28 protein-coding genes are annotated in these 25,801 nt (G+C 60.0%); 5 read left to right on the forward strand and 23 right to left on the reverse strand.

The window, feature by feature from the left end:
• Window position 1: 1 nt before the first annotated feature.
• The 4 genes from J5M72_RS26050 to minC form a co-directional block, all read right to left on the reverse strand.
• Window positions 2-637 carry an RluA family pseudouridine synthase gene (locus J5M72_RS26050; protein WP_169429506.1) on the reverse strand — a complete coding sequence of 212 codons (636 nt, stop codon included), beginning with the start codon at window positions 635-637 and terminating at the stop codon, window positions 2-4.
• Between the two features lie 91 nt (window positions 638-728).
• Window positions 729-983 (reverse strand): cell division topological specificity factor MinE, encoded by a 255-nt coding sequence (minE, locus tag J5M72_RS26055; RefSeq protein WP_003223146.1) that lies wholly within the window; start codon window positions 981-983, stop codon window positions 729-731.
• Window positions 983-1,795 (reverse strand): septum site-determining protein MinD, encoded by an 813-nt coding sequence (gene minD, locus J5M72_RS26060; protein ID WP_096822931.1) that lies wholly within the window; start codon window positions 1,793-1,795, stop codon window positions 983-985. Before minD ends, minE begins: the two co-directional genes overlap by 1 nt.
• A 169-nt stretch (window positions 1,796-1,964) precedes the next feature.
• Window positions 1,965-2,702 (reverse strand): septum site-determining protein MinC, encoded by a 738-nt coding sequence (minC, locus tag J5M72_RS26065; protein ID WP_207867731.1) that lies wholly within the window; start codon window positions 2,700-2,702, stop codon window positions 1,965-1,967.
• 116 nt (window positions 2,703-2,818) lie between these two features.
• On the opposite strand from minC, the gene J5M72_RS26070 reads away from it, so the two are divergent.
• Together J5M72_RS26070 and J5M72_RS26075 are read left to right on the forward strand one after the other, a co-directional pair.
• A complete protein-coding gene (locus J5M72_RS26070) occupies window positions 2,819-3,751 on the forward strand; it encodes a lipid A biosynthesis lauroyl acyltransferase (protein ID WP_207867732.1) in 933 nt (310 codons plus the stop codon).
• 35 nt (window positions 3,752-3,786) lie between these two features.
• Window positions 3,787-4,959 carry a patatin-like phospholipase family protein gene (locus J5M72_RS26075; RefSeq protein WP_169429509.1) on the forward strand — a complete coding sequence of 391 codons (1,173 nt, stop codon included), beginning with the start codon at window positions 3,787-3,789 and terminating at the stop codon, window positions 4,957-4,959.
• A gap of 124 nt (window positions 4,960-5,083) precedes the next feature.
• On the opposite strand, the gene J5M72_RS26080 is transcribed toward J5M72_RS26075, so the two are convergent.
• The 8 genes from J5M72_RS26080 to puuE form a co-directional block, all read right to left on the reverse strand.
• Window positions 5,084-5,869: an outer membrane protein OmpK gene (locus J5M72_RS26080; RefSeq protein WP_169429510.1), complete on the reverse strand. Its 786-nt coding sequence runs from the start codon at window positions 5,867-5,869 to the stop codon at window positions 5,084-5,086.
• Between the two features lie 371 nt (window positions 5,870-6,240).
• Window positions 6,241-7,026, reverse strand: coding sequence for an outer membrane protein OmpK (locus J5M72_RS26085; protein WP_207867733.1), 786 nt, complete (start codon window positions 7,024-7,026; stop codon window positions 6,241-6,243).
• Window positions 7,027-7,185: 159 nt separating this feature from the next.
• Window positions 7,186-8,544, reverse strand: coding sequence for a nucleobase:cation symporter-2 family protein (locus J5M72_RS26090; RefSeq protein WP_207867734.1), 1,359 nt, complete (start codon window positions 8,542-8,544; stop codon window positions 7,186-7,188).
• A 168-nt stretch (window positions 8,545-8,712) separates the two neighbouring features.
• Window positions 8,713-10,026, reverse strand: a complete 1,314-nt coding sequence (locus J5M72_RS26095; RefSeq protein ID WP_207867735.1) for a urate hydroxylase PuuD — start codon at window positions 10,024-10,026, stop codon at window positions 8,713-8,715.
• Between the two features lie 51 nt (window positions 10,027-10,077).
• Entirely contained in the window at window positions 10,078-10,581 is a 504-nt protein-coding gene (locus J5M72_RS26100; RefSeq protein WP_027613342.1) for an ureidoglycolate lyase, read from the reverse strand.
• 120 nt (window positions 10,582-10,701) lie between these two features.
• Window positions 10,702-11,697 (reverse strand): allantoicase, encoded by a 996-nt coding sequence (gene alc, locus J5M72_RS26105; RefSeq protein ID WP_169429515.1) that lies wholly within the window; start codon window positions 11,695-11,697, stop codon window positions 10,702-10,704.
• A 90-nt stretch (window positions 11,698-11,787) separates the two neighbouring features.
• Complete coding sequence (gene uraD, locus J5M72_RS26110; protein WP_039769895.1) at window positions 11,788-12,303, reverse strand: 2-oxo-4-hydroxy-4-carboxy-5-ureidoimidazoline decarboxylase; 516 nt, start codon at window positions 12,301-12,303, stop codon at window positions 11,788-11,790.
• Window positions 12,300-13,226 carry an allantoinase PuuE gene (gene puuE / locus J5M72_RS26115; protein ID WP_207867736.1) on the reverse strand — a complete coding sequence of 309 codons (927 nt, stop codon included), beginning with the start codon at window positions 13,224-13,226 and terminating at the stop codon, window positions 12,300-12,302. The genes uraD and puuE overlap by 4 nt, the downstream gene beginning before the upstream one ends.
• A gap of 430 nt (window positions 13,227-13,656) precedes the next feature.
• On the opposite strand from puuE, the gene uraH reads away from it, so the two are divergent.
• Window positions 13,657-14,010: a hydroxyisourate hydrolase gene (gene uraH / locus J5M72_RS26120; RefSeq protein ID WP_169429516.1), complete on the forward strand. Its 354-nt coding sequence runs from the start codon at window positions 13,657-13,659 to the stop codon at window positions 14,008-14,010.
• 107 nt (window positions 14,011-14,117) lie between these two features.
• Here uraH and J5M72_RS26125 read toward each other — a convergent pair whose 3' ends face one another.
• The 4 genes from J5M72_RS26125 to J5M72_RS26140 all read right to left on the reverse strand — a co-directional run bounded on the left by J5M72_RS26125 (window position 14,118) and on the right by J5M72_RS26140 (window position 18,613).
• The gene (locus J5M72_RS26125; RefSeq protein ID WP_207867737.1) at window positions 14,118-15,710 is read right to left on the reverse strand and encodes a hypothetical protein; all 1,593 of its coding nucleotides are present in this window, start codon (window positions 15,708-15,710) and stop codon (window positions 14,118-14,120) included.
• A gap of 140 nt (window positions 15,711-15,850) precedes the next feature.
• The gene (locus tag J5M72_RS26130) at window positions 15,851-16,480 is read right to left on the reverse strand and encodes a LysE family translocator (RefSeq protein WP_169429518.1); all 630 of its coding nucleotides are present in this window, start codon (window positions 16,478-16,480) and stop codon (window positions 15,851-15,853) included.
• A gap of 87 nt (window positions 16,481-16,567) precedes the next feature.
• A complete protein-coding gene (locus tag J5M72_RS26135; protein WP_114881997.1) occupies window positions 16,568-17,917 on the reverse strand; it encodes an NCS2 family permease in 1,350 nt (449 codons plus the stop codon).
• 249 nt (window positions 17,918-18,166) lie between these two features.
• Window positions 18,167-18,613 carry a MarR family transcriptional regulator gene (locus tag J5M72_RS26140; protein WP_207867738.1) on the reverse strand — a complete coding sequence of 149 codons (447 nt, stop codon included), beginning with the start codon at window positions 18,611-18,613 and terminating at the stop codon, window positions 18,167-18,169.
• An 82-nt stretch (window positions 18,614-18,695) separates the two neighbouring features.
• Between J5M72_RS26140 and J5M72_RS26145 the strand changes: the two genes are divergently transcribed.
• On the forward strand, window positions 18,696-19,862 hold the full coding sequence (locus tag J5M72_RS26145; protein ID WP_207867739.1) for a PLP-dependent aminotransferase family protein: 1,167 nt from the start codon (window positions 18,696-18,698) through the stop codon (window positions 19,860-19,862).
• Between the two features lie 32 nt (window positions 19,863-19,894).
• On the opposite strand, the gene J5M72_RS26150 is transcribed toward J5M72_RS26145, so the two are convergent.
• From J5M72_RS26150 to J5M72_RS26170, 5 genes are all read right to left on the reverse strand, one after another.
• Window positions 19,895-20,266, reverse strand: a complete 372-nt coding sequence (locus J5M72_RS26150) for a glutathione S-transferase N-terminal domain-containing protein (RefSeq protein WP_007960011.1) — start codon at window positions 20,264-20,266, stop codon at window positions 19,895-19,897.
• A gap of 102 nt (window positions 20,267-20,368) precedes the next feature.
• Window positions 20,369-20,914, reverse strand: a complete 546-nt coding sequence (gene folE, locus J5M72_RS26155; RefSeq protein WP_003204506.1) for a GTP cyclohydrolase I FolE — start codon at window positions 20,912-20,914, stop codon at window positions 20,369-20,371.
• 77 nt (window positions 20,915-20,991) lie between these two features.
• Window positions 20,992-21,549, reverse strand: coding sequence for a Smr/MutS family protein (locus tag J5M72_RS26160; RefSeq protein ID WP_169429521.1), 558 nt, complete (start codon window positions 21,547-21,549; stop codon window positions 20,992-20,994).
• 75 nt (window positions 21,550-21,624) lie between these two features.
• A complete protein-coding gene (locus tag J5M72_RS26165) occupies window positions 21,625-21,945 on the reverse strand; it encodes a hypothetical protein (protein WP_169429522.1) in 321 nt (106 codons plus the stop codon).
• Window positions 21,946-22,076: 131 nt separating this feature from the next.
• The gene (locus tag J5M72_RS26170; protein ID WP_169429523.1) at window positions 22,077-22,667 is read right to left on the reverse strand and encodes a cysteine hydrolase family protein; all 591 of its coding nucleotides are present in this window, start codon (window positions 22,665-22,667) and stop codon (window positions 22,077-22,079) included.
• Between the two features lie 239 nt (window positions 22,668-22,906).
• On the opposite strand from J5M72_RS26170, the gene prmB reads away from it, so the two are divergent.
• Window positions 22,907-23,815 (forward strand): 50S ribosomal protein L3 N(5)-glutamine methyltransferase, encoded by a 909-nt coding sequence (prmB, locus tag J5M72_RS26175; RefSeq protein ID WP_085710643.1) that lies wholly within the window; start codon window positions 22,907-22,909, stop codon window positions 23,813-23,815.
• 42 nt (window positions 23,816-23,857) lie between these two features.
• Here the strand turns inward: prmB and J5M72_RS26180 are convergent, their stop codons facing one another.
• Both J5M72_RS26180 and J5M72_RS26185 read right to left on the reverse strand, forming a co-directional pair.
• On the reverse strand, window positions 23,858-24,649 hold the full coding sequence (locus tag J5M72_RS26180) for a hypothetical protein (protein WP_207867740.1): 792 nt from the start codon (window positions 24,647-24,649) through the stop codon (window positions 23,858-23,860).
• A gap of 97 nt (window positions 24,650-24,746) precedes the next feature.
• Entirely contained in the window at window positions 24,747-25,700 is a 954-nt protein-coding gene (locus tag J5M72_RS26185) for an alpha/beta fold hydrolase (RefSeq protein ID WP_207867741.1), read from the reverse strand.
• Between the last annotated feature and the right edge of the window lie 101 nt (window positions 25,701-25,801).

Consider the following 25,801-nt stretch of genomic DNA (forward strand, 5'->3'; position numbering starts at 1 on the left):
CTTAAAACGGAGCCGGGCATTCGAAGCGCAAGCGTTCGCCGGACTGTGGGTGGGTGAAGCTGAGCATGCTGGCGTGCAGGCACAGGCGTGGCCAGGCCGCGAGGGCTTGGGGGTGAGCGTAGAGCCCGTCGCCGAGCAGTGGATGACCGATGGACAGCATGTGCACGCGCAACTGGTGCGAACGACCGGTGATTGGCGTCAGTTCGACGCGGCACCAGTCGCCGCAACGCTCCAGCACGCGCCAGAAGGTCAGGGCGTGTTTGCCATGTTCGTGATCGACCACGTGGCGCGGTTTGGTCGGCGGGTCGTAGCGCAACGGCAGATCGATGCTGCCGCTGTCCAGTTCCGGCTGACCCCAGGCCAGGGCGGTGTAGGCCTTTTCGGTTTCGCGGTCGTGAAACTGCCGCGACAGTTCGCGGTGGGTGTCCGCGTCGCGGGCCAGCAGGATGATGCCCGACGTTTCCCAGTCCAGGCGATGGACGATGCGTGCTTCCGGGTAGCCGTTTTCCTGCAGGCGGGTGATCAGGCAGTCCTTGTTGTCGTCGGCGCGACCGGGCACCGAGAGCAGCAGGGTCGGTTTGTCGACCACCAGCACGGCGGCGTCCTGATGGATGATGCGGATGTTGGACAGCGGCATTAAAACAGCCTCGTAACAAATGCCAACGGCGGCTCAGGGCCCTTCCGGTTTCGGAAGGGCCCTGAGCCGCCGTCGTTCCTGCCGGATCGACTCAGCGATCTGGCAGGGTGATGTTGAGTTCCAGAATCGAGCAACTGCCCTGGCTTTCCAGTGCAACATGTACGTCGTCGTTGCCGATGTTGACGTACTTGCGGATCACGTCCACCAGTTCCTTCTGCAAGGCTGGCAGGTAATCCGGCGTGCTGCGCTGGCCGCGCTCATGCGCCACGATGATCTGTAGACGCTCTTTCGCTACCGAGGCAGTGCTTGGCTTTTTGTTGGCACGAAAGAAGTCAAAAAGGTTCATTACCTACCTCCAAACAGGCGCTCGAAGAATCCCTTCTTCTCGACATCGAGGAACCGGTGTGCTTTGTCTTTGCCCAGCAGGCGGTCGACGGTATCGCTGTAGGCCTGGCCGGCATCGCTCTGGTCGTCGAGGATGACCGGGACGCCCTGGTTGGAAGCCTTGAGCACCGCCTGGGATTCCGGGATCACGCCCAGCAGGGTCACCGAGAGGATTTCCTTGACGTCTTCGACGCCGAGCATTTCGCCCTTTTCAACGCGCTCCGGGTGGTAGCGGGTGATCAGCAGGTGTTCCTTGATCGGGTCTTCGCCACGTTCGGCGCGACGGGATTTGCTGGCCAGCAGGCCGAGCATGCGGTCCGAGTCACGTACCGAAGACACTTCCGGGTTGGTCACGACGATCGCTTCGTCAGCGAAGTACATGGCCAGGTGGGCGCCTTTCTCGATGCCCGCCGGGGAGTCGCAGACCACGAACTCGAATTGTTCCTTGAGCTCCATCAGGACTTTTTCCACGCCTTCGACGGTCAGCGCGTCTTTGTCGCGGGTCTGGCTGGCGGCCAGCACATAGAGGTTTTCCAGGCGCTTGTCTTTGATCAGGGCCTGCTGCAGGTTGGCTTCGCCGTTGACCACGTTGACGAAGTCATACACCACGCGGCGCTCGCAACCCATGATCAGGTCAAGGTTTCGCAAGCCCACGTCGAAGTCGACGATCACTGTTTTGTGGCCGCGCAGAGCGAGGCCGGTACCGATAGCGGCGCTGGTGGTGGTCTTACCCACACCACCCTTGCCGGATGTAACCACGAGAATCTTGGCCAAGGTGTTTCACCCCTAAGGAAGAAGGACTGTTCAGCCCCTGAAAAACATCTCTTGAAAACTACTGCAGTCGGACAGCCTTGGCTGGAATTTGGCTTTTGGCCTTTTTCCTACTTCGTTTGAGCCGTTTTCGCTACGTTTTAGAGATGCTTGGAAAATGCGGCAGTATCCGTTAAAGCCGAATGATGTTCAACACGTCGCCCGACAGGCTGACCTGTACACCCGAGCCCCACATCGGATCGCGACGCAGGTCCTCGGAAACCTTGTAATGGCCTGCGATGGAGATCAGTTCAGCGCTCAATTGCTGACAGAAAATCCGCGCCTTGGTGTCGCCCTTGACCCCGGCCAGCGCACGACCGCGCATCGGGCCGTATACATGGATGTTGCCATCGGCGAGAAGTTCCGCCCCCGGGCTGACCGACGACACCACCACCAGATCGCCACCCTGGGCATAGATCTGTTGGCCACCACGTACTGGCGTGGTGATGACGCGGGTCGGTTTGACGGTCGGCTCCGGCGGCTTTTCCGGCTTCTTCGGAGCAACAGGCTCAGCGGTTTCCAGCGGTCGCTCACGGGCGCCGGACGGCGGCAGTACCGGGATGTCGATGGCGATGGCGGCGGCGATGTCTTCGATGCGGCTGGCGCGGATCGCCAGGGTGCGCAGGCCGTGCTGGCGGCACACGCGCATCAGTCCCGGCAAGTCGACAGCACCTTCACTTGGCGGCAGTTTGTCCAGCGCCAGAACCAGCGGCGCGTTGCTGAAGAAATTCGGTGCCTGGGCGACTTTGGCGGCCAGTTGCCGATCGAGGCTGTCGAGGTCGTTGCGGGCCAATTCCAGCACGGTAATGGCGAGCATGCTGCCCTTCAGCTGGAACACGGGATCTTGGTCTGGCGATTCGTTTTGGCTCATGTCGGCATACAACGGCTTGTCACTAAAAGTGCCGAGACTTATAACGAGAACGCCCGCCAGCCGCAAGCCGGGCTGAACGATGTAGAATGCGCGGCCACTTATTTACGGAAGCTTTAATGGATCGCCCGCGTTTTCGAAAAGCATTTCTTGCTCCTCGCTTCTGGCCGCTCTGGTGCGGCCTGGGGCTGTTGTGGCTGACGGTGCAGTTGCCCTATCCGGCATTGCTGGCCATCGGTCGTTTTCTCGGTGCCCTGATGTATCGCTTCGCAAGCGACCGGCGGCGTATCGCCAAGCGCAATCTGGAACTGTGTTTCCCGGAAAAATCCGCCGCCGAGCGCAAACGCCTGCTCAAGGAAAACTTCGCCTCCACCGGCATCGCGTTCTTTGAAATGGCGATGAGCTGGTGGTGGTCCCGTCAGCGTCTGGCGAAACTGGCCCATGTCGAAGGCCTCGAGCACCTGCAAAAGGCCCAGCGCGAAGGCAAGGGCGTGATTCTGATGGCAGTGCATTTCACGACACTGGAAATCGGCGCGGCGCTGCTCGGCCAGCAGCACACCATCGATGGTATGTACCGCGAGCACAAGAACCCGTTGTTCGACTTCGTTCAGCGTCAGGGCCGCGAGCGGCACAATCTCGATTCGCTGGCGGTGGAGCGCGACGATGTCCGCGGCATGCTCAAGCTGCTGCGTTCCGGGCGTGCGATCTGGTACGCGCCGGATCAGGACTACGGCGCCAAGCAAAGCATCTTCGTGCCGTTGTTCGGCATTCAGGCCGCAACCGTCACCGCCACCAGCAAGTTCGCCCGGCTGGGCAAGGCCCTGGTGGTGCCGTTCACCCAGGAGCGTCTGGCGGACGGCAGCGGCTATCGTCTGGTGATCCATCCGCCGCTGGAAGGGTTTCCGGGCGAAACCGAAGAAGCCGACTGCATCCGCATCAATCAGTGGGTGGAAGATGTGCTACGCGATTGCCCCGAGCAATACCTGTGGGCGCACCGGCGTTTCAAGAGCCGTCCGCCGGGCGAGCCTAAGCTGTACGCCAAACGTCGTTGATTCACCCCATCCCATAAGCACCACGGAGCGTTGCGATGAGCCCAGCTGAACCGGTCACAGGTTTGATTCTTTCCGGCGGCGGGGCTCGGGCGGCGTATCAGGTGGGGGTGCTGGCGGCAATTGCCGAACTGCTGCCGCTGGGCGCGGACAATCCGTTCCCGGTGATCGTCGGCACATCGGCCGGGGCGATCAACGCGGTCAGCCTGGCCAGCGGTGCGACCGATTTTCGCGCGGCCATCGAGCGTCTGACGCTGTTCTGGCAAGGCTTTCGCAGCCATCGCGTGTTGCGCAGCGACTGGCCGGGGGTGATCCACCAGGCCAGTCGTTTTGTCAGCCACAGCCTGTTGGGCATGGGCAGGCAAGTGCCGGTAGCACTGCTCAACAGTTCGCCGCTGCGCCATCTGCTCAATGAAAAACTGCACATGCCCGGCATCGCCGAGTCCATCGCGCGCAAGCAATTGCACGCGGTGGCGGTAACAGCGTTCGGCTACGAGTCGGGGCAGGCGGTGACCTTCTATCAGGGCGGCGGGACCATCGATTCCTGGCTGCGTCACCGGCGCATCGGTGTGCCGACGCAGTTGTCGGTGGAACACTTGCTGGCCAGTTCGGCGATCCCGCTGTTGTTCGCGCCAGTGAAGATTGGCGATGAATATTTCGGCGATGGCGCGGTGCGGCAATCGGCGCCGATCAGCCCGGCACTGCATCTGGGTGCGAGCCGGGTGCTGGTGGTGGGCGTCAGCGGCAACCCTCGGGGGTTCGATCCGGCACATCCGCTTGAGCGCACTTACACGGGAAAGCAGCCGACACTGGCGCAGATCGGCGGGCACATGCTCAACAGCACCTTCATTGACAGTCTGGAAAGCGATATCGAGCTGCTTCAGCGGTTGAACCAGTTCAGTCACCTGATGCCCGACGGAACGCCGACCCGCGCGCTGGGCGTAGCGCCGGTGGACGTGCTGGTGATTTCGCCGAGCCAGCCGATCGATGAAATCGCGGCGCGGCATCGACAGGAGCTGCCAGCGGCGTTGCGGCTGTTCTTGCGCGGTCCGGGGGCGACCAAGACCAGTGGGGCAGGGGTATTGAGTTACTTGCTGTTCGAGGCCGGGTATTGCAGCGAACTGATCGACCTTGGGCGACGCGATGCCTTGGCCAAGCGCGATGAGCTGTGCCGGTTTTTGGGGATAACCGCGGCGTTGGCTCCCGCTTGAGATTTGTGGTGCCGCCCATTCGCGAGCAAGCCCGCTCCCACATTGGTTTTGTGAACGACACAAAACCAATGTGGGAGCGGGCTTGCTCGCGAAGGCGTCCTTTCAGACGCCATTGACACCAGGATCAGAAGTGGAACTTCACCAGGAAGCTCGTGGTGCTCTGATCGGTCTTGAAATACTGGCTGTCCTTGATCCCGTACTTGTCCGACCAGTAGTCGTACTCAACACCCACATACAACTGCTTCTCGCCAATGCTCAGCGCCTTGCCCAGGTCGTATTTGACCTGTGGGTTGAAGTGCAGGTTGGCGTGGTAATCGCCTTTGGAGTTGGAGTCGTTGTCGACCACCCAGTCCATGAACCCGTCGATCAGGATGTTCGAGTCGCCGACCGGAATCGTATAGGACCAGACCGGGGTGATCTGCCAGACGTTGTCTCCGGCGCGGGAGCCTTCGGTGTGGCGCTGATAGAAGTTCAGCTGGAAGTAGTCGAAGCCCGGGATCGCCAGGTCAAAGCCTGGACCGATCAGGTACGACTCGGTATCACCCTCACCGAACTCGTAAGTCATGGCCAGCAACACGTCGGTGACCGGACCGAAAGCCAGTTTCTGGTCGAATATCTTGCCGAACGACAGACGCGGGCTGATTTCGCCGTAGTAAGTGTTCGAGCCGACACCGCCGTCATCCTTGCCGTTGTAGAAGATCTTGTCGACGAACAGGAAGTTGTCGCCGTACTTCCAGGCATCGGCGTGTTCGAAGGTGACGGTCTGCTGAATGCGCGGGTTGACCTGGAAATCCTTGCCATAGAGGTAGGTCAGGCTGTTGTTCTGCCATTGCAGCAGGCCGTCGGCCATGGCCTGGCCCCCCGCCAGCATGGTTCCCGCAAGCATCAGGCTGGTGCTCATACGTTTCATTCGGTTGCTCCCAAAGTAGGTGTTCCACGTTTATTTTTTTGAGTCGGCGCTCTGGTGTGGCGCCTTTTTTCGTTGTTGCAAAAATCATCCATCCGGTCAGCTTTAATGCTGTTAGCAAGAGCTGAGCCAAGGCTTTTCGAAAAGCAAAAAAACGCCCGTCGGCTGCTGAAAAACAGTCGACTGAGCGTGTTTTCGGGATGCCTCGGTACTGACTGCGCCGGGATAAGTTGGCTCGTTGGTCAGGAATTAAATCCGGGCTTTTTTTTAGACCGAATTCAGGAGGCCGCGGAGAATACTGACTCAACGGCCAGGTCTCAAGTGCCCCGCAACAGAGCACCGACGACAGGTAGGGGGCACGGTTGCGGGTCATTTTAGAAGTGCACCTTCACCAGCAGGCTGGCGGTGTTTTGGTTGGTGTCTAAACGGTGGGTGCTTTCGACGCCGTATTTGTTCTTCCAGTAGCTGTATTCGGTGCCGACGTACACCTGCTTCTGGCTCCAGCCGAGGGCTTTGCCCAGGTCGTATTTGATCTGTGGGTTGATGTGCAGGTTGGCGTGATAGGTGCCGCGCGAGTTCTTGTCGTTGTCGACCACCCAGTCGAGGTAGCCATCGATCAACAAATCGGAATTGCCCACGGGAATGCTGTAGGACCAGCCCGGGGTGATCTGCCAGACACCATCGCCCGGGCGCGGGCCTTCGGTCTGGCGGCGGTAGAAATTCAGGGTGAAATAGTTGAAGCCCGGCACTTTCAGGTCGAAACCGGGGCCGATCAGATAGGCCTCGCTCTCGCCTTCGCCGTATTCGTAGGTCATCGCCAGCAGCAGGTCCTTGATCGGGCCGAACTCCAGCTTCTTGTCGAAGATCTTGCCGAACGACAGGCGCGGGCTGAATTCGCCGTAGAAGGCGTGGGGGCCTTTGTTGCGGTCTTCCTGGCCGTTGTAGAAGATCTTGTCGACGAACAGGAAGTTGTCGCCGTACTTCCACTTGTCGGCGTGCTCGAACGTCACCGTCTGCTGGATCGACGGGTTGATCGCGAAGTTCTTGCCGTAGAGGTAGCTCAGGCTGTTCGTCTGCCACAGCAATAAATCGCCGGCCATGGCTTGCGAGGCGGCCAGCAGGCCGCCGCTCAACAACACGTTGGTTTGAGTCCGGATCATCTGTTGCTCCCTCTTGTTTTTATTGTTTGAGGCAGGGCGTTGCTTACCCTGTGGGAGCGGGCTTGCTCGCGAAAGCGGAGGCTCATTCAACAGTGATGGTGACTGACATGACCCTTTCGCGAGCAAGCCCGCTCCCACAAGGGGATTTTTGTGTCGCTGTTAATGTTGGTGTGCGTGGCAGTCGTTGATCGCGGCGCGTTCGGCGCCGCCGAGAATGTTGAACAACAGGTTCAGCGTCAGCGCGCTGAGGGTGGCCATGGCGATCCCGCTGTGGGTGATCGGACTCATCCACAACGGCAGGTGGGCGAAGAACTCCGGACGCACTACCGGGATCAGGCCCATGCCGATGCTCACGGCTACCAGCAATTGATTGCGACGGTCACCAATGTCGGCTTCCTGCAGGATCTTGATGCCGGTAGCCGCGACCATGCCGAACATCGCAATCGCCGCACCGCCGAGTACTGCCGGTGGAATCGACGCCACCAGGAACGCCGCTTTCGGCAGCAGGCTCAGGACGATCAGCAAACCGCCGGCGACGATGGTCACCGAACGGCAGCGCACACCGGTCATCTGCACCAGGCCAATGTTCTGCGCGAAGGAGGAGTGGGTGAAGGTGTTGAAGAATCCGGCGAAGAACGACGCGCCGGCATCACACAGCAAGCCCCGGCGCAGCATGCGCGGACAGACTTCCTGGCCGGTGATCTTGCCCAGTGCGAGGAACATCCCGGTGGACTCGACAAAGATGATCACCACCACCAGGCACATCGACAGGATCGGTGCCAGTTCGAACTTCGGCATGCCGAAATGCAGCGGGGTGACGAACTGAACCCATGGCGCACTGGCCATGCCGCTCAGGTCGACCATGCCGATGGCGCCGCAGAGCACGTAACCCAGGCACATGCCGATCAGCACGGAAATATTGACCCAGAAACCGCGCATGAAGCGGTGGATCAACAGAATGGTGGCCAGCACCAGTGCGGCGATGGCCAGGTAAATCGGTGAACCGAATTGAGCGGCGCCAGCGCCGCCACCGGCCCAGTTCACGGCCACGGGGAACAGTGACAAACCGATCGAGGTGATGACCGTGCCGGTCACCAGGGGCGGGAAGAAGCGCACAACTTTGGACATGAACGGCGCGATGATCATGCCGAAGAACCCGGCGGCGATGGTGGCGCCGAAGATTCCCTGCAGACCGATGCCGGGCATGCCGGCCATGGCGACCATGCTGCCGACGGCGGCGAAACTGGCGCCCATCATCACCGGCATGCGTATGCCCATCGGGCCGATCCCCAGGGACTGCACAATGGTGGCGATGCCGGCGACCAGCAGGTCGGCGTTGATCAGGAAGGCGATTTCTTCACGACTCAGGCCAGCGGCCTGTCCAATGATCAGCGGTACCGCGATGGCGCCGCCGTACATCAGCAGTACATGTTGCAAACCGACCAGGATCAGTTGCAAAAGGGGCAAACGCTGAATGGCGGGTGCGTCGGGGATGCGCGCTTTGGACAGCTCGGACATGCAACACCTCGGATCTTTTTTATTCTTGTGATTGAACAGCTGCCGGGTTGCTCACAGCTGTCCTTTTGCATCAGGTAAACCGCGTTGCGGCTAATCGCAGGCAAGCCAGCTCCCACGGGATTGTGTGAATCCCTGTGGGAGCGGGCTTGCCCGCGATGCTTTTATTGCTTAGTTGGTCTGGGCTCCCTGGGCGATCCAGGCACCGATCAGGTCACGTTCCTGCTGGGTCATCTGCGTGATGTTGCCCAGTGGCATGATCTGCGTGGTGATGGCTTGCGCCTGGATCCGCGCCGCGTTCTGGCGGATCTGCTCGGGGGTGTCGAACATCACACCGGCCGGTGCCGCGCTGAACAGCGGGCTGGTCGGTTTGGCCGAATGGCAGACCGCGCAGCGTTCCTGGATCACGTTGTGCACCTTGTCGAACGCAGGACCGGTGTTGGACGCCTGAGCCGGAGCGGCAGCAGGGGCGGCAGAGGCTGCCGGTTGTGCAGCTTCAGCCGGTTTCGCGCCACCACCCAGCGCCGTTTCCGGCAACGGCTGGTACTCGATTTTCGCAGGCGCCTTGGCCACGTCCGGAGCGGTCGACATCGGCGCCGGGCCCGTGACGTACGCCAGACTGATCATGCCCACCGCTGCTACCGGCAGGGTCCAGGCAAACTTGTGGCTGTCGTGACGGGTGTTGAAGTAGTGACGCACCAACACCGCCAACACGGCGATCCCGGCCAGGATCAGCCAGTTGTACTGGCTGCCGTAAGTGCTCGGGAAGTGGTTGCTGATCATGATGAACAGCACCGGCAGGGTGAAGTAGTTGTTGTGACGCGAACGCAGCAGGCCTTTGGCCGGTAGCGCCGGATCCGGCGTGCGGTTCTCGGCGATCGCGGCCACCAGTGCGCGCTGGGCCGGCATGATGATGCGGAACACGTTGCCGACCATGATGGTGCCGATGATCGCGCCGACGTGCAGGTACGCACCACGACCGCTGAACACCTTGCTGAAGCCATACGCCGCGCCGATGATCAGTACGAACAGGATGAAGCCGAGCAGGGCGGGTTTCTTGCCGAGTGGCGAATCGCAGAGGAAGTCGTAGATGAACCAGCCGGCGATCAGCGAGCCGATACCGATGGCCACGCCTTCAGGGCCGGTCAGGCCGCTGCCGGGTGCCACGAGGTAGAGCACGGGGTTGGAGTAGAACACTACGCAAAGGAGCGCGATCCCCGACATCCAGGTGAAATAGGCTTCCCATTTGAACCAGTGCAGGTTCTCCGGCATCGACGGAGGGGCCAGTTTGTATTTTTCCAGGTGATAGATACCGCCGCCGTGGATCGCCCACAGATCACCGGCAAGACCGGTTTTCGGGTTGACGCGGTTGAGGTTGTTCTCCAGCCAGACGAAGTAGAACGACGCGCCGATCCAGGCCACGCCAGTGATCATGTGAACCCAGCGCACGCTCAGGTTCAGCCATTCCAACAGATGTGCTTCCACAGTCTTTACCTCTCGCCTGTCACTCTTGTTGTCGAGTGATCAGACCTTCTCTTATTGGTGGGGGGCGAGGATCAAACGCTCATCCTCTTTGAAAAAATGCTCATCGCAGTTGTTGCCTGTGCCACTGCGATCAACCACCAGGAAGTCATCCCGCTTTTCGATCGTCAGCACCGGGTGGTGCCAGACGCCGCGATGGTAATTGATGCCCTGCCTGCCGTTGGTGACGAAGGCGCGGACCAAGCCTGATACAGGTACATCGCCAAGTGGCGCGACCACGATCAGAAAGGGGTTGCCGAGCAGCGGAATGAAAGCCTGGCTGCCCAGCGGATGGCGTTCCAGCATGCTGACGGTCAGCGGCATGTCCTGCGCGTCGGCGCGGAAGATGCTGATGATCGCGTTGTCCTCAGGCGTCGCGGTTTCGACCGTCGCCAGTTTGTGGAAGCGCATGGTCGAACCGTTGTTGATCATGAAGTGATCGCTGCCGTCGGTTTCGATCACGTCACCGAATGGGGCGAAGGCTTCTTTGGTCAGCGGTTCAATCGTCAGTGTGCGCATGCTGTTCTTCTTTTCGTTGAGTTCTGTGTTGTTGGTTCTGACGCCTTCGCGAGCAAGCCCGCTCCCACATTCGACCGCATTCCCCTGTGGGAGCGGGCTTGCTCGCGAAGGGCGCACCGCTTATTTAGCGACCTTGCCCAAAACGCGCAGGCGGCTCACACCACCATCCGGGAACACGTTCAGACGGATGTGGGTGATCGGGCCCAGCGCCTTGATCTGCTCGACGAAGGTGTGTTCGGCGTGCATTTCCAGCTTCTGGCTCGGCAGCAGTTCGCGCCAGAACAGCGACTGGGTTTCGATCTGGCTGTCGGTGCCGCCCTTGACGAACGCGCCCTGGATCGAGCAGGTGTCCGGGTAGTTGCCCTTGAAGTGCAGGGTGTCGACGATGATTTTTTCGATCTCGCCCGGGTGGCCCAGTGCGACGATCACCCAGTCATTGCCTGGCGTGCGACGACGTGCGGTTTCCCAGCCGTCGCCCATGTTGATGCCACGGCCCGGGTTGAGGATGTTGCTCATGCGGCCGAAGTGTTCGTCGGAGCAGGCGAGGGCGCGGCCACCGTTGAGGGCTGCAGCCAGGTCGACTTGCTCGTTGTCGCCAACTGCCGACCAGTCGCGGAACGGAATGCCGTACACGCGCAGACGGGCAACTCCGCCATCCGGGTAGATGTTGAAGCGCAGGTGGCTGAACGCCTTGTCGTTGTTGATTTCGTGGTAGTGGTGGCTGTTGCCTTGCAGCTCGACGGCCGACAGCACTTCAGTCCACTGGGTGTTTTCGTCCGGCTCGCCCGACGCCAGGAAGCAGGCTTCCAGCGAGGCCGATGGCGGGAAGTTGCCGGTGAAGAATGAAGTGTCGATGTCCACGCCTTTGATCGAACCCGGTACGCCCAGGCGAATCACCGCGCTGTCGTAGCCTTCGAAGCGCTTGCGGCGCGATTCCCAGCCGTCCATCCACTTGCCGTTGTCATCGAACACGCCCTCCTTCCACACGGCCGGGGTCGGCTGAAACAGACGATTGGCGTCTGCGAACCAGTCATCGGTGACCGAGATGATTTTGGTGCCCAGACGGGCATCGGCCAGGTTGACGAACTTCTCGAAAGGTACGGCGTAAGCTTTCATTCTTCTTGTCTGCCTTTAAATAAGTGGCTTGGGATGCTTGCAGGGCCCTGGGAAACACAAGCGTTCTAGAGGTTTCTCGGGCCAGGCTCGCTAGAGAGTCAGTAATCGGAACAGGGCGATCTTGTTGATCTCCGCCAGCGCACATTTGAACTCGGTGTCGACCGGGTTGTGAATGCGCGTTTCGAACGCCGCGAGGATCTGATGCCGGTTGCTGCCTTTTACCGCCATGATGAAGGGAAACTTGAACTTGGCCTTGTAGGCGTCGTTCAGCTCGGTGAAGCGCTGGAACTCTTCGGCCGTGCATTGGTGAATACCGGCGCCAGCCTGTTCATGGGTGCTGGCTTCGGTCAACTCGCCCTGGACGGCAGCTTTGCCGGCCAGGTCCGGGTGAGCGTTGATCAGTGCCAGCTGACTGGCGTGATCGGCGCTCAACAGGATGTCGCTCATGCGCTGGTGCAGGGTTTCGATCTGATCGATCGAGGCGTCCTGGCCCAGGTCGAAGGCCTTCTCGGCCACCCATGGCGAGTGTTCGTAGATGTCGGCGAAAGCTTTGACGAAGGCGTCGCGGCTCAGGGTCGACGGTTTCAGGGTTTGAAAGGTGCTCATTTGGCAGCCCCTTGGTACGGGTGGGTTTCGTGCCAGTGACGCGCGATGTCGACGCGGCGGCTGAACCACACCCGCTCATGACTTTTAGCGTATTCGATAAAGCGCTTGAGCGACGCCAGGCGCGCCGGACGGCCGATCAGGCGGCAGTGCAGGCCGATCGACAGCATCTTCGGTGCTTCGGCGCCTTCGGCGTAGAGCACGTCGAAGGCATCTTTGAGGTATTCGAAGAAGTCGTCGCCCTTGTTGAAACCCTGGACCTGGGTGAAGCGCATGTCGTTGGTGTCCAGGGTGTAAGGAATCACCAGGTGCGGCTTGCCGGTCGGGTTGTTCGGTTCCCAGTAGGGCAGGTCGTCGTCGTAGGTGTCGCAGTCGTAGAGGAAACCGCCTTCTTCCATCACCAGACGACGGGTGTTCGGGCCGGTGCGACCGGTGTACCAGCCCAGCGGGCGCTCGCCGGTGAGTTCGGTGAGGATGCGGATCGCTTCGAGCATGTGCTCGCGTTCCTGCGCTTCGTCCATGTACTGGTAGTCGATCCAGCGGTAGCCGTGGCTGCAGATCTCGTGACCGGCCTCGACCATCGCGCGGATCACGTCCGGGTGGCGCTGGGCGGCCATGGCCACGGTGAAGATGGTCAGCGGAATGTCGAATTCCTTGAACAGTTTCAGAATCCGCCAGACGCCGGCACGGCTGCCATACTCGTAAAGCGATTCCATGCTCATGTTGCGCGCGCCTTGCAGAGGCTGGGCGGCGACCATTTCCGAGAGGAAGGCTTCCGATTCTTTGTCGCCGTGCAGGATGTTGCGCTCGCCGCCTTCTTCGTAATTGAGTACGAACGACAGGGCGATCCGGGCATTGCCCGGCCAGTGTGGGTGAGGAGGGTTACTGCCGTAACCGATCAGGTCGCGTGGGTAGTCAGCGCTCACTGCAGTCTTCCTTCTTATTCGTTGACAGATTGTGTGGCGCCCTGAAGTTTGGATGGCAGGCTGGCGTCACAGCGATGGGCTGATTGTATACAACTTTATTCTCAATTTGTAAGCCTGAATTTTCGCATTTTTCACCGGCCGTCATCTTTTGCTGTTAATGGCGTGAACCTGCAAGAAACCTGCCTGACCAGTCAGCTAGTGGATGGAGGGTTCAATGAATGCAAGGTTGAAGGGCAAACTACCGGGAAATTCAAGGATGGCGGCGGTGGAAGGAAAAATGTCGTTTTTATTGTGTACAATTTTTTTGAAAAGTGTCTTAATCAATCGCTCGCCGCAGCTTTTCGTGCTCCGAAACGGTGCGGTCTCCTTTTCAACTGACTTCGGGAGGCGCGAAGTCTGACTGCTCCACGCAGGCAGGCGCGCAGAATCAATGGGACGTTTGACAACACACGTTTTGGACGCTGCACACGGTTGCCCGGGCAGCTCGATCAAGATCGAGCTGTACCGCGTTGAAGGTTCGCACCTGGAATTGGTTGCCAGTGCGCTTACCAACAGCGATGGCCGGGTCGACGCGCCGCTGCTGCAAGGCGATGACTACCGTACCGGTGTCTATCAGGTTCAGTTCCACGCCGGCGATTACTACCGCGCCCGTGGCGTCCAGTTGCCGGAGCCGGCATTCCTGGACGTGGTGGTGCTGCGGTTCGGCATCTCTGCCGAACAGGATCACTACCACGTACCGTTGCTGATCTCGCCTTACAGCTATTCCACCTACCGGGGCAGCTGACCCCCAAGCTGCTGCCCCTGCCGGGAAGCGACTGCGCATATAGCTTCTTTGGTCTTTCGCCCGCTCACACTGCGGGCTTTTTTTCGTCTTGCCAAAAGCATCCCGGATTACAGGTCGGCAAGCGTTCCGAGCCTCGACTCATCATCCCTGACGATGAAAATGCTGTCCGGTTGCGAAGCATGAATCTGAGAGCCACCCTTGAGCCACACCAGTCTGTTTTCAGCGTGCGCCTGGAGCATTTCCTGCAAAGCCGGGTATCCGACCTGGGTGTTCAACCGGGCTTCGCTGGCATCAGGAGCGGAATTCAGAGGTTGATGAATTTTCTTGCCCCTGACGCGATGCAGGCTGATGAAAAAGACAAAGGGATGATTCTCCCGGCGAAATACCAAGGCTGGAAAGGAAGTTGAAGGCGTTGGCGTGAAAACATCATAGCCCTGGCGATTCAGGATATTGGCCATGAGCCGCTTGAGGTCAACGCCTGACTGCGTCGCTTTGAAATAATCCCACTCTTGCCTTGTCAGGGCGAAGTCAAGCCGCTGCAGAGGGCCTTCCGGGGTCAGGGTTGGCAATTCCAGGGTGCGGCCGAGCCCTGGCATAGCGCTGGATGTTGCCAGCGTCGGCAGCATCAGTAATGGATCGGCCAGTGACGGATGGGGCGTGCTGTTACCGCGTTTCCAATCGTTGAACGTTTGCCTGAGGCGAGTCAAACCCACGCCGGTTGCCATATCCCCATCGTTGGCCAGGCCGAATTGATGTCTGGCCACCTTGTTCACCGAGGTATGCGACAACAGCGGAAAATAAGTGGCGATGTACTGCGTCAGCGGGTGTTGAAAGGGCAGGTTCGGATCGACCTCCCACTGATTGGCGGGCGGAACACGGATCGCACCTCTGGGTTGCTGCATCAGGTCGGTGCCGAGGATGCGTTCCATGTAGTCGAAGTCATACATCCAGTGTTCCGGATTCTTGATGTAAACGATCGGGTGATCCGGGTCGCTACCGTGCGGCACAAGCAGAAACCGGATGCCATCGACTTCAATGCCGCCGATGGATGTCTCCCGGGGTGGCGCATCCCATTTTTTCCAGGGGTCGGACCATTCATTACCCGTCGAGGTGGAAGAACGTTTGGTCGCGACAACCTCTTGCGGATCATCATCCGTGCTTCGCAGCCGCTTGAGCGTTAATCTGGAATCGCTGCCGCCGGCGCCCTCGTCGATGGGTTTCACGCGCCAGGTGAGGGTGCCTTCCACCCGTTCGACTCGTGGACCGGAAGGTCTGTAGTCGCTGTTCAATCTGGCCCGGAAATGATTCTCCGCATCAATGCCCAGCAACACGGTTCCCCCTTCCTGAAGATCCACGAAATGCCTTTGCGTCCCGAGTTCCCGAATGCCGGAAAGCGCATTCGGCGCCGGAAGCCTGGATAGCTGATTGGGGGGGAGAAAATAGTGTTCGATCGGCGCATGGACCACGACAGGGGTGATGTGGGTCTCGGCCGGAAGGTCGACGATCTCCAAAGGTACAGGTCGGGAGGAAGATGATTGAACAGCCGTCCCGGGGGGATCGACAGGTACTCGCTCTTCGCCATGGGGAGCGATGTTCAGCGGCAGCCTGTGGAGTGCCGGAGGCCCGACGTCGGGAAGGTTGAAGGGCGTTTCGGGGGAGGTGGTTGATGCACCGGGTTTTATCGGGCGTTTGGGGCTCATGGGTATTTCACTCGCAAGGTCGATTCACGTTGGTCTGGCCAGAAGAGGCCGGATGTTCGGTGAATCAACGCTGCGAAGTGCGGTACATATATCTGTTCGTGAGGTGAAATGTTGCCGGGCATCACCCGTTTTCGACGAACTTAGTGACTGCTCAGCAATGAGGCCGCACCTGCGCCACCAAACAATCCGGCACTGATACGGTTGAACCAGCTCTGGCCCTTGCCGCTGCGCAGGTAGCGTGCCGCACCGTGGGCGCCGAGGCCGTAGGTCAGCTTGCAGAGCAGGTCGAGCAGCGTCCAGGTCACAATCATCACCAGCAGTTGTGGCACAAACGGCTGTTCGGTGCTGAGGAACTGCGGCAGAAACGCGGCGAAGAACAGGATATCTTTTGGATTGCTGGCGCCCAGTACAAAGGCTCGTCCGAACAGTGCGCGAAAGCGCGGAGCCGGCGCTGAGTGTGGAACCTGGGCCCCGACTGATGGTTGACGCGATTGCTGCCAGCTCTGCCAGGCGAGGTAGAACAGATACAGCGCACCGACGATTTTCAGCGCGCTGAAGAGTTTTTCCGATGCCAGCAACAGGGCGCCCAGTCCCAGGGCCGAAGCGCTGAGCAGGCAGATCGACGCGCTTACGCCACCCAGGAAGGCCGGGTATGAGCGGCGCAGACCGTAATTCAGACTGTTGCTGATCATCAGCAACGACAGTGGCCCCGGAATCAGGATCACCACCAGCGCAGCGCCGCTGAACAGCAGCCAGGTTTCCAGACTCATCACGTTCTCCCTTTTATCGTTATCAAGAATGTACAAAAGCCCCACCCGGCAGGGTGAGGCTGTTTTGAAGCGTGAACCGCGTGTCGCTTACAGGAAGATGAACTTGGCGATGAAGATCGCGCAGAGCACCCACAGACTGACGGAAATCTCTTTGTATTTACCGGTGCCGGCCTTCAGCGCGACATAGGTAATGAAGCCCAGCGCGATGCCGTCGGCGACCGAAAAGGTCAGTGGCATCATGATCGCGGTAACGATGGCCGGAATGCTGTCGGTCGCTTCGTCCCATTCGATGTGCGCCATGCCGCCCATCATCAGCATCGCTACATAGATCAGCGCGCCAGCGGTGGCATAGGCGGGAATCATGCCTGCCAGCGGTGCAAAGAACATCGCGGCTATAAATAGCACACCGACGGTCACTGCGGTAAGACCAGTCCTACCACCAGCGGCTACACCCGCGGCACTTTCCACGTAGCTGGTGACCGGCGGTACACCGACGACCGCACCAAATACGCTGGAAGCGGAGTCTGCTTTCATGGCGCGAGAGAGGTTTTCGATGCGGCCGTCAGCCCCCACCAGATTGGCACGCTGGGCGACGCCCATCAGGGTGCCGGCGGTGTCGAACATGTGCACAAAGAGGAAGGCGAGCACCACGCTGATCATGCTGACGTTGAACACGCCGGCAACGTTCATGGCCATGAAGGTCGGCGCCAGGCTTGGCGGAGTCGACATGATGCCTGAGTAGTGCACGATGCCCAGGCCCCAGCCGGCCAGGGTCACGGTAATAATGCTGATGAGGATTGCGCCGAATACCCTGTGGTAGCTGAGGATCGCGATCATCAGGAAGCAGATGGCGGCGAGCAGCGGGCCGGGTTCACGCAGCGAGCCGAGTTTGATCAGGGTGGCCGGGCTATCGACGACGATGCCGGCAGTTTTCAGGCCGATCAGCCCGAGGAACAGGCCAACACCGGCACCCATCGCAAAGCGCAGGCTGACCGGGATGCTGTTAAGCAGCCATTCGCGGATCCGCGAAAAGGTCAGGATCATGAACAGCACGCCCGAAACGAACACCGCACCGAGGGCGGTTTCCCAGTTGTAGCCCATGGTGCCGACCACGGTGTAGGTGAAGAACGCGTTGAGGCCCATGCCCGGCGCCAGGCCTACCGGCCAGTTGGCGTAGAGACCCATCAGCAGGCAGCCCAGCGCGGCGGCGATACAGGTGGCGACGAAGGCTGCACCGTGATCGATCCCGGCATCGGCCATGATGTTCGGGTTGACGAAAATGATGTAGGCCATGGTGATGAAGGTTGTCAGACCGGCGATCAGCTCGGTCTTCACCGTGGTGCCATGCAAGCTGAGTTTAAAGAGGCGCTCAAGCAGGCCATTGCGTAACGGCGGCGAGAGTTCCAGCGTCGATGCTTCGGATTTGCGGCTTTCCACAGCGAGTACTCCTCAAGAGTTTTATTGTTATTTCCAGAGCCGGACCCTATGAGGGGGTGGCAGCGGCCCTTTGAGGCATACGCGAATTTGTTGACCATGCAGTCAGGAACTCGCACGCAGTGGATTATGCTTTTGTATACAAATAAAGCAAATAATGTTTTTGGTTTTGTTGACGAAAGTTTTGCCGATAGGGATATATCGCTTGCAGGGGCCCTCTTCGCTGGCTTGCCAGCGAAGAGGGCAGGGCATTCAGTCGAGAGTTGTCTGGTTTTTTCCCAGCGCCATATTCACCGCCAGCCAGCCATTCACCGCGGTTTCGCCGGCCTCGGCAAACACCCGCTCAAGTAATTTCACCTGCTCCCGACGCAGCGCCTGTTCAAACTTCGCACCTTCGATAGTCAGTTCCAGCAGACGCTTACGCTTGTCAGTCTCGGACGCCACGCTGTCCACCAGGTACATTTCCTGCAATTGCCGCAACGGCATGTTCAGCGCCTGTTTGCTCACGCCGAGCAGCGCGAGCAGCTCCTTGACGCTCAGATTGGGATAGCGGGCGATAAAAAACACGATGCGCTGATGCACTCGGGACAGGCCACGACGCTCGAGCATTTCGTCGGCCTTGGCAGTGAACGCCTGATAGCCGAAGAAGAACGCTTCCATGGCTTGCTGTTGGCTGCTGCAGTTTTTAAGGTCAAGCATGTTGACGCTTCCAGTGAGATTGTCGTAATTTCAGTCAACAAGTTTGACTCATTTTTCTCATGCCTTGCTAGCGGTGACTTCCATGGCTTTTTCCGAACGTGTCTCGCGTCTCAAAAGTTCTCTGATCCGTGAAATCCTTGCAGCGGCCCAGCGCCCGGAAATGATGTCCTTCGCCGGCGGTTTGCCGGCTGAAGCGATGTTGCCGAAGGTCGACTGGACCGACATGCCGCTGTCTCTGGGCCAATACGGCATGAGCGAAGGAGAACCTGCGTTGCGCGAAGCCCTGGCGGCAGAGGCGAGGGCGCTGGGTTTGCCATGTGAGGCGAGTCAGGTGCTGGTGGTCAGTGGTTCCCAGCAAACTCTCGATCTGGCGGCCAAGTTGTACATCGACAAGGGCACAGAAATCTTGCTCGAAGCGCCAACCTATCTGGCGGCCCTGCAGATCTTCCAGCTGTTCGGCGCCGATTGCCTGACCGTGCCGCTGGAGGCTGACGGTCCGAACCTTGCGCAATTGCGTCAGCGTCTGGAGCAGCACCGCCCAGCGTTCATCTACCTGATCCCGACCTTCCAGAACCCGTCCGCCGTGCGCTACAGCGAAGCCAGGCGCGAAGCTGTTGCGGCATTGCTCGACGAGTTCGGCGTGACCCTGATCGAAGACGAGCCTTACCGCGAACTGACCTTCGACGGCGGCAGCGCCCAACCGATTGCCGGACGTCTGAAGAAATCCAGCTGGATCTACACCGGCACCGTATCGAAAACCCTGCTGCCGGGTCTGCGCGTCGGCTACCTGATCGCCAGCCCGGATCTGTTTCCGCATCTGCTCAAACTCAAGCAGTCGGCGGATCTGCACACCAACCGCATTGGTCAGTGGCAGGCATTGCAGTGGATCGGCAGCGAGAAATATCAGCAACACTTGAGCGAACTGCGCGGCTTTTACCGTCAGCGCAGAGATGCCTTTCAAGCGGCGCTGGAAATCCATTTCGCCGATCTGGCGGACTGGAACACGCCGCAGGGCGGGCTGTTTTTCTGGCTGACCCTGAAACAGCCGCTGGACACCCGCACGCTGCTGAACACCGCACTGGCCAACGATGTGGCGTTCATGCCGGGCGAACCGTTCTTCCCCGAGCCGGATCGCAATCCCGGTCATCTGCGCCTGAACTTCAGTCACATCGATCCGGCACGACTGGACGAAGGGCTCAAGCGTCTGGCGGCGGTGGTGCGCCAGGCCCAGGCCGCGCAGGCGGCATGAAAAAACCGGCCATCAGGCCGGTTTTTTTGGGTTCAGACTGCGGCGAACCGCTTGTTCAGGTATTCGATGATGGTGTTGGACTCATACATCCAGGTGGTCTGGCCGTTCTCTTCGATGCGCAGGCACGGCACCTTGATCTTGCCGCCCTGTTCCAGCAGGGTCTGGCGATCCTGCTCGTTGTTTTTCGCATCCTTCAGCGCCACCGGCACATTCAGGCGGCGCAGGCTGCGGCGGGTCTTCACGCAGAACGGGCAGGCGTGGAACTGATACAGGGTCAGGTCTTTTGCGGCAGCGTCGACCTGGGCCTGGGCAGCGGCGGGGCGCTGTTTCTTGCCCGGGCGGGTCAGGAAGTCAACGAAGATGATCAGTTGGCCGAGGCCGACACGAAGCGCTTTGACGAACACGTTACAAGCCTCACAGGGACATTGAAGAAGGCGCGCAGCTTACCCGATTTTTCACGGACGAAAAAAAACCGGCGATCAACGCCGGTTTTTTTGTGTCGCAAATTACTTGATCAGACTGAGAAACTCGCTGCGGGTCGCCGCGTTTTCGCGGAACTCACCGAGCATCACCGAGGTGATCATCGACGAATTCTGTTTCTCCACACCGCGCATCATCATGCACATGTGCTTGGCCTCGATCACCACGGCCACGCCCAGCGCGCCGGTGACCTGCTGGACCGCATCGGCGATCTGGCGGCTGAGGTTTTCCTGGATCTGCAGGCGGCGGGCGTACATGTCGACGATCCGCGCGACCTTCGACAGGCCCAGCACCTTGCCGCTCGGGATATACGCGACGTGGGCCTTGCCGATGAACGGCAGCAGGTGGTGTTCGCACAACGAGTAGAGCTCGATGTCCTTGACCAGCACCATTTCGCTGTTGTCGGAGCTGAACAGGGCACCGTTGGTGACCTCTTCGAGCGTCTGTTCATAACCGCGGCAGAGGTACTGCATGGCTTTGGCGGCACGCTTTGGCGTGTCGAGCAGGCCCTCGCGGGAGACGTCCTCGCCCAGTTGGCCGAGAATCGCGGTGTAATTCTGTTCCAGGGACATGAAACTACCTGTGGGGATTTTCGCAAAGGGCAAGGGTACGGTGGCGGACACGCCCCTGCAAGTTCGGTGTGACGGGATTATTCGTCACGACCTTCCATCATGGTGCGTTTGAGCATCACGTAAACAGCGCCGGCACCGCCGTGTTTCGCCTGGCACGAGCAGAAACCGAGCACTTGCGCATGCTGGCGCAGCCAGGTGTTGACGTGGCTCTTGATCATTGGCCGCTTGCCGTCGAGTCGCACAGCCTTGCCGTGGGTGACGCGCACGCAGCGGATTTCGAATCTGGTCGCTTCGGCAAGAAACGCCCAGAGGGTTTCCCGGGCCTTTTCGACGCTCATGCCGTGCAGGTCGAGGCTGCCTTCGAACGGGATCTGCCCGACCTTGAGCTTGCGCATCTGACTTTCCTGCACGCCGTCGCGGGCCCACATCAGTTCGTCTTCGGGACCGACGTCGATCACGAACTGATCGGACAGACCATCAACGGTAGTGGTTTCGGTGCGCACGGTGGCGGACTGGCGCAGCTTGGCGATCCGGTCGCGGTCAGCCTTGGGTTTGCCGGTGTCGGCGCGGTCGTGCTTGATCGGCTTGACGCCTTGGATCGCACTTTTGAACAGGGAAAAATCGTCGTCTTGCATAATCAGCCTCCGCGAAGGGCGGCCAGTTTACCCAAACAGACACAAAACGGCCCGGCAAAAAGCCAGGCCGTCGATTCAATCGTGTTTTTTCATCAGGTGCGGGGACATGTTCAATTCCCGGGATTGCCGGGCGCGACGCCGGCAACGGCGCCACAGGGCCACGCCGAAATACAGGAACAACAGGCCGACGGCCAGTATGATCGCCGAACCCATCGGCGTCGCATTCAAGTCGCCGAGTGCCGGCGGGTGGCCGATCAGGCTGGCAACCCCGGCCATCGCCAACAGCACGCCGAACGTCGCCAGAATGGCGGCGATCGCTGCGCCGAATCGAAAACGCCAGTTGCTTTGGCCTTTGGGCCGCAAGCGGCGTGCGTCAAATCCATCGGATAACTTCATTCCGACCTTCCTCAATGGGTATCGGCCCTTCGACCGGGAGTTGACCGGGTTGTTCCTGAGGCTAGGGTAATTGAAGCAAATGCGAGGCTTTTGCGGATGAGCGGCGGGCAGAGCCGCTCATTGGCGGTCGATCAGATCAGGTCATTGGTCAGCGCGAGGGTGGCGAAGTTGTCGGCCATGATCGCCATTTCCGCCTCCTGAACCTGTGCGGCACTGAGCACACGGCCCTTGAACGGCAGGTCACGGGTGGCGCAGGCGTCTTCGACCAGCGTGCAGCGGAAGCCCAGGTTTTTCGCCGCGCGCACAGTGGTGCTGACGCTGGAGTGGCTCATGAAACCGCAGACGATCAGATCCAGCGAGCCGATGGTTTGCAGACGATCGTAGAGTTCGGTGCCGTGGAAAGCGCTCGGCAGCAGTTTGCCGATGATGGTTTCATCGCCCTGGGGTTCCAGACCGGGGATGAATTCGCCGCGTTCGCCTTGCGGGTCGAACAGACCGCCGACGGTGCCGAGGTGGCGCACATGCACGATCGGCCGGCCGGCTGCGCGGGCGGCGGCAACCAGTTGTTTGATGTTCGCGACAGCCGCGTCCATGCCGCTCAGGGCCAGCGGGCCGCTGAGATACTCTTTCTGGGCATCGATGATGACCACGGTGGCATGGCTCAACGTGGCCGCTGCGTAACCGCGACCGCTGAGTTGAAACATCGTTTTTGGAACGGACATTCTGGGGCTCCTTGGGGTGGGGCTTTTGCGACATTGTCCTCTGGCTGAGCGGTTCTGTGAATCGCTACTGTCGTAGGCGCCGTCGTTGCTGGCCTGCAGCCTTGTCAAGTTACACGATCTGTTCAATAGCCGAGGGGAAAATCGGAAGAGTCCTACCGTCGCCCCGGAGTTTTTCCTGCGTCGTCGTGGCGCGTTTTGGCTGGTAGAATCGCCAGTCGTTTTTTCTGGAGTTCTGCCCCGTGATCACTTCCCGACTTCGTACCCTGCGCGACCACATCCGTTGGGCCGTCAGCCGCTTCCATGGGGAGGATCTGTTTTTCGGCCATGGCACCGACAATGCCTGGGACGAAGCCCGGCAACTTGTGCTCGGTGCCTTGCATCTGCCTTGGGAAATCGCTGACAGCTATCTGGACTGCGCACTGGAAGACGATGAACTGGTCAACCTGCAACGCCTGCTCAAGCGTCGCATCGAAGAGCGCATTCCGACCGCCTACCTGCTGGGCGAGGCCTGGTTCTGCGGCATGTCGTTCATTGTCGACGAGCGCGTGCTGATCCCGCGTTCACCGATTGGCGAGCTGATCGAAAACCGTTTTGCCCCATGGATCGGCGACGAGCCGGCGCGAATTCTCGACCTGTGCACCGGCTCCGGCTGCATCGGCATCGCCTGCGCTTACGAGTTCCAGAACGCCGAAGTGGTACTGGCGGACCTGTCGTTCGAAGCGCTGGAGGTGGCGAACCAGAACATCGAGCGCCATGGCGTCGATGAGCGGGTGTTCACCGTGCAGGGCGATGGTTTCGATGGTCTGCCGGGTCAACGTTTCGACCTGATCGTGTCTAACCCGCCCTACGTCGATGCGGAAGATTTCGCCGACATGCCGGACGAATACCAGCACGAGCCGGAGCTGGGCCTGGCCTGCGGCGATGATGGTTTGAATCTGGTGCGCCGGATGCTCGCCGAAGCGGCGGATCATCTCACCGAGAAGGGTTTGCTGATCGTCGAGGTGGGCAACAGCCAGGTACACGTCGAAGCGCTGTACCCGGAAGTCGATTTCGCCTGGCTGGAATTTCAGCGCGGCGGGCATGGCGTGTTCATGCTGACCGCCGAACAGTGCCGCGATCATCAGGCACTGTTCGCTTCCCGCGTCTGACCTGAACCGATCGTTCCCACCTCGGTGGGAACGATCATTGGCTCAGCGGTGCGTTGCAATCCAGATCAGCAACCCGGCCTGAAACACCGCAAACGCCACCAGACAGGTAATAGTGAAACGCAACCCGGCGTCTTCGCGCTTGAACTTGCTGACCTTGTCTTCCTGCTTCTTCAGCTTCACTTCCTGCTCGGCCAGATTCTGCTCGGCCTGTTGCAACATCTGCGCAGCTTCAAGAATCTCGACGATCTGCAGCTTTTCGCTGTTCCAGTCGCCCAGCAGGTCACCGACCTGGACTTCCTTGACGCTGCCCTTCAAATGCTGGGCGTCGGCGTAAACCACGTCAAAGCCATGCACGCGCAGAAAGTGATCGCGGCGCAGGCGAGTGTCTTCGTTCAGCGCGTCCTTGTTGTTCAAGTCCATGCCGTCGACGGTGTAGGTGGGCCAGCGCTTTTTCGCCCAGTTGATGCCCTGGGCGGCCATGAAGCGGCCGATGCCACGGTTCAGCGGTTCTATCTGCAAACCGCTGTCCGGGCCGAAATGCACGCGTTTGGTCTTGTGGTCGACCCACACGTCGAGCTGGTTCTGTTCCTTGCGCACACGCTGCGCTGGCAGTTTGATCGACATGCGCATCAGGCTGTGTTCTTTGCTGTTGCGCTCGGCGTAACCGAATTCAACAAAGCGCAACGGCCGCCCGCCGGTGTTGCGGTCGGTCTGCAACGGCGCCAGGCGGAGCATCTTGTGGTGCTCGACGTGGACATCCGCCCATGGCAGCTCGACCGCCGGTGGTGTGTCTTTTTCAGCGGTGGTGTCGGGTGAAGTCTGGGTATCGGTCATAACGGCGAGATCCTGTCCAAGCTGCTTGCCGCCAGCCAGTACGCTGGCGACAAAGGCTTATCGGCCGTTTTCATCAAGACTGGAGGGCGAAAAGCGCTTAACGGGTGCGAAGTCCGTCAATAAATTCGAGGATCCGGGTGCCCAGTTCCGCCGCCAGCGGCAAATTCGGATCCTTGTAGGAGGCCATTTGCCGCTTCACGTCGTTGGGCACGATGCGCATCACGTGGTTCATGCCCTCGATCAACGCCAGCGTCGCATCGGGTTTTGCCGCCTTGAGCAGGTTGGCGTCATCGACCTGAACCTGAATGTCGTTGCTGCCCTGGACAATCAAGGCCGGCATTTTCAGTTGAGCGAAGGCGGCGGAAGGATCCTGTTGGAACAGCGAAATCAGATACGGTTGCACGCTCGGGCGGAAAATCGCCTGCAACGGCGGCGGGACATTGTCGTCGGTGTGACCGGCCTTGAGGCTGTCGAGCAGTTCATTACTGCGCTGCATCAAAGATGGCGGCAGGCTGCGGGCCAGTTGCCGGCGCAACACCTGATCGATCGGTCGGGCGGTGCCGGACAGTGAAATGACCGCGGCGGCGTCGACTTTCGGTGCGGCCAGGCTGGCGATCAGTGCTCCCTCGCTGTGGCCGAGCAAGATCAACGGGCCGAAACGCGGGTCAGCCTTGAGCTTCTGGCCCCAGGCCACGGCGTCCGCCACATAGGCGTCCACCGACAGATTGCGCTCATCCGGCGTTGCGGCCAGGCTCGCGGCCACCCCGCGCTTGTCGAAACGTACGCTGGCGATATTGTGCTTGGCCAGCACCCAGGCCAGCCGTTTGAGGCTGTCGTTGCGCCCGCCGTCGGGGTTGTTTCCGTCACGATCCGTAGGACCCGAGCCAGAAATAATGAGGACAATCGGCACCGGATTGTCAGACTTTGGCAGCAACAGGGAGCCGAAAAGTTCTCCGCTGCCGGTGTCCAGAGTCACCGGACGTTGCAGGACGGTCGCCTGGACAAAGCCAGTAAACAGGGTAAGGCTCAAGATCAAAACTCGCAGCATCATCACGCCATCATTTGCAAAGGTGCCGGTTGGACTCACCAACACCGCCAAGGTTCGAGGATGAACTACTCGGTTAGCCTGCGTATACTGGCGCGCATCATGAA

The organism is Pseudomonas sp. 58(2021) (genome assembly GCF_017491585.1).
In the GTDB taxonomy this organism is placed as follows: Bacteria; Pseudomonadota; Gammaproteobacteria; order Pseudomonadales; family Pseudomonadaceae; genus Aquipseudomonas; species Aquipseudomonas fluorescens_BT.

What these genes read in the sequence shown, in the direction of transcription:
- J5M72_RS26080 (WP_169429510.1), bottom strand. Translation starts at nt 5,869, where the DNA reads ATGAAACGTATGAGCACCAGCCTGATGCTTGCGGGAACCATGCTGGCG.
- J5M72_RS26180 (WP_207867740.1), bottom strand. Translation starts at nt 24,649, where the DNA reads ATGACCGATACCCAGACTTCACCCGACACCACCGCTGAAAAAGACACA.
- J5M72_RS26185 (WP_207867741.1), bottom strand. Translation starts at nt 25,700, where the DNA reads ATGATGCTGCGAGTTTTGATCTTGAGCCTTACCCTGTTTACTGGCTTT.
- J5M72_RS26165 (WP_169429522.1), bottom strand. Translation starts at nt 21,945, where the DNA reads ATGAAGTTATCCGATGGATTTGACGCACGCCGCTTGCGGCCCAAAGGC.
- uraH (WP_169429516.1), top strand. Translation starts at nt 13,657, where the DNA reads ATGGGACGTTTGACAACACACGTTTTGGACGCTGCACACGGTTGCCCG.
- J5M72_RS26160 (WP_169429521.1), bottom strand. Translation starts at nt 21,549, where the DNA reads ATGCAAGACGACGATTTTTCCCTGTTCAAAAGTGCGATCCAAGGCGTC.
- J5M72_RS26075 (WP_169429509.1), top strand. Translation starts at nt 3,787, where the DNA reads ATGAGCCCAGCTGAACCGGTCACAGGTTTGATTCTTTCCGGCGGCGGG.
- folE (WP_003204506.1), bottom strand. Translation starts at nt 20,914, where the DNA reads ATGTCCCTGGAACAGAATTACACCGCGATTCTCGGCCAACTGGGCGAG.
- minC (WP_207867731.1), bottom strand. Translation starts at nt 2,702, where the DNA reads ATGAGCCAAAACGAATCGCCAGACCAAGATCCCGTGTTCCAGCTGAAG.
- J5M72_RS26140 (WP_207867738.1), bottom strand. Translation starts at nt 18,613, where the DNA reads ATGCTTGACCTTAAAAACTGCAGCAGCCAACAGCAAGCCATGGAAGCG.
- J5M72_RS26125 (WP_207867737.1), bottom strand. Translation starts at nt 15,710, where the DNA reads ATGAGCCCCAAACGCCCGATAAAACCCGGTGCATCAACCACCTCCCCC.
- minE (WP_003223146.1), bottom strand. Translation starts at nt 983, where the DNA reads ATGAACCTTTTTGACTTCTTTCGTGCCAACAAAAAGCCAAGCACTGCC.
- J5M72_RS26090 (WP_207867734.1), bottom strand. Translation starts at nt 8,544, where the DNA reads ATGTCCGAGCTGTCCAAAGCGCGCATCCCCGACGCACCCGCCATTCAG.
- J5M72_RS26100 (WP_027613342.1), bottom strand. Translation starts at nt 10,581, where the DNA reads ATGCGCACACTGACGATTGAACCGCTGACCAAAGAAGCCTTCGCCCCA.
- J5M72_RS26070 (WP_207867732.1), top strand. Translation starts at nt 2,819, where the DNA reads ATGGATCGCCCGCGTTTTCGAAAAGCATTTCTTGCTCCTCGCTTCTGG.
- J5M72_RS26130 (WP_169429518.1), bottom strand. Translation starts at nt 16,480, where the DNA reads ATGAGTCTGGAAACCTGGCTGCTGTTCAGCGGCGCTGCGCTGGTGGTG.
- J5M72_RS26145 (WP_207867739.1), top strand. Translation starts at nt 18,696, where the DNA reads ATGGCTTTTTCCGAACGTGTCTCGCGTCTCAAAAGTTCTCTGATCCGT.
- J5M72_RS26170 (WP_169429523.1), bottom strand. Translation starts at nt 22,667, where the DNA reads ATGTCCGTTCCAAAAACGATGTTTCAACTCAGCGGTCGCGGTTACGCA.
- J5M72_RS26050 (WP_169429506.1), bottom strand. Translation starts at nt 637, where the DNA reads ATGCCGCTGTCCAACATCCGCATCATCCATCAGGACGCCGCCGTGCTG.
- J5M72_RS26085 (WP_207867733.1), bottom strand. Translation starts at nt 7,026, where the DNA reads ATGATCCGGACTCAAACCAACGTGTTGTTGAGCGGCGGCCTGCTGGCC.
- uraD (WP_039769895.1), bottom strand. Translation starts at nt 12,303, where the DNA reads ATGAGCACCTTTCAAACCCTGAAACCGTCGACCCTGAGCCGCGACGCC.
- alc (WP_169429515.1), bottom strand. Translation starts at nt 11,697, where the DNA reads ATGAAAGCTTACGCCGTACCTTTCGAGAAGTTCGTCAACCTGGCCGAT.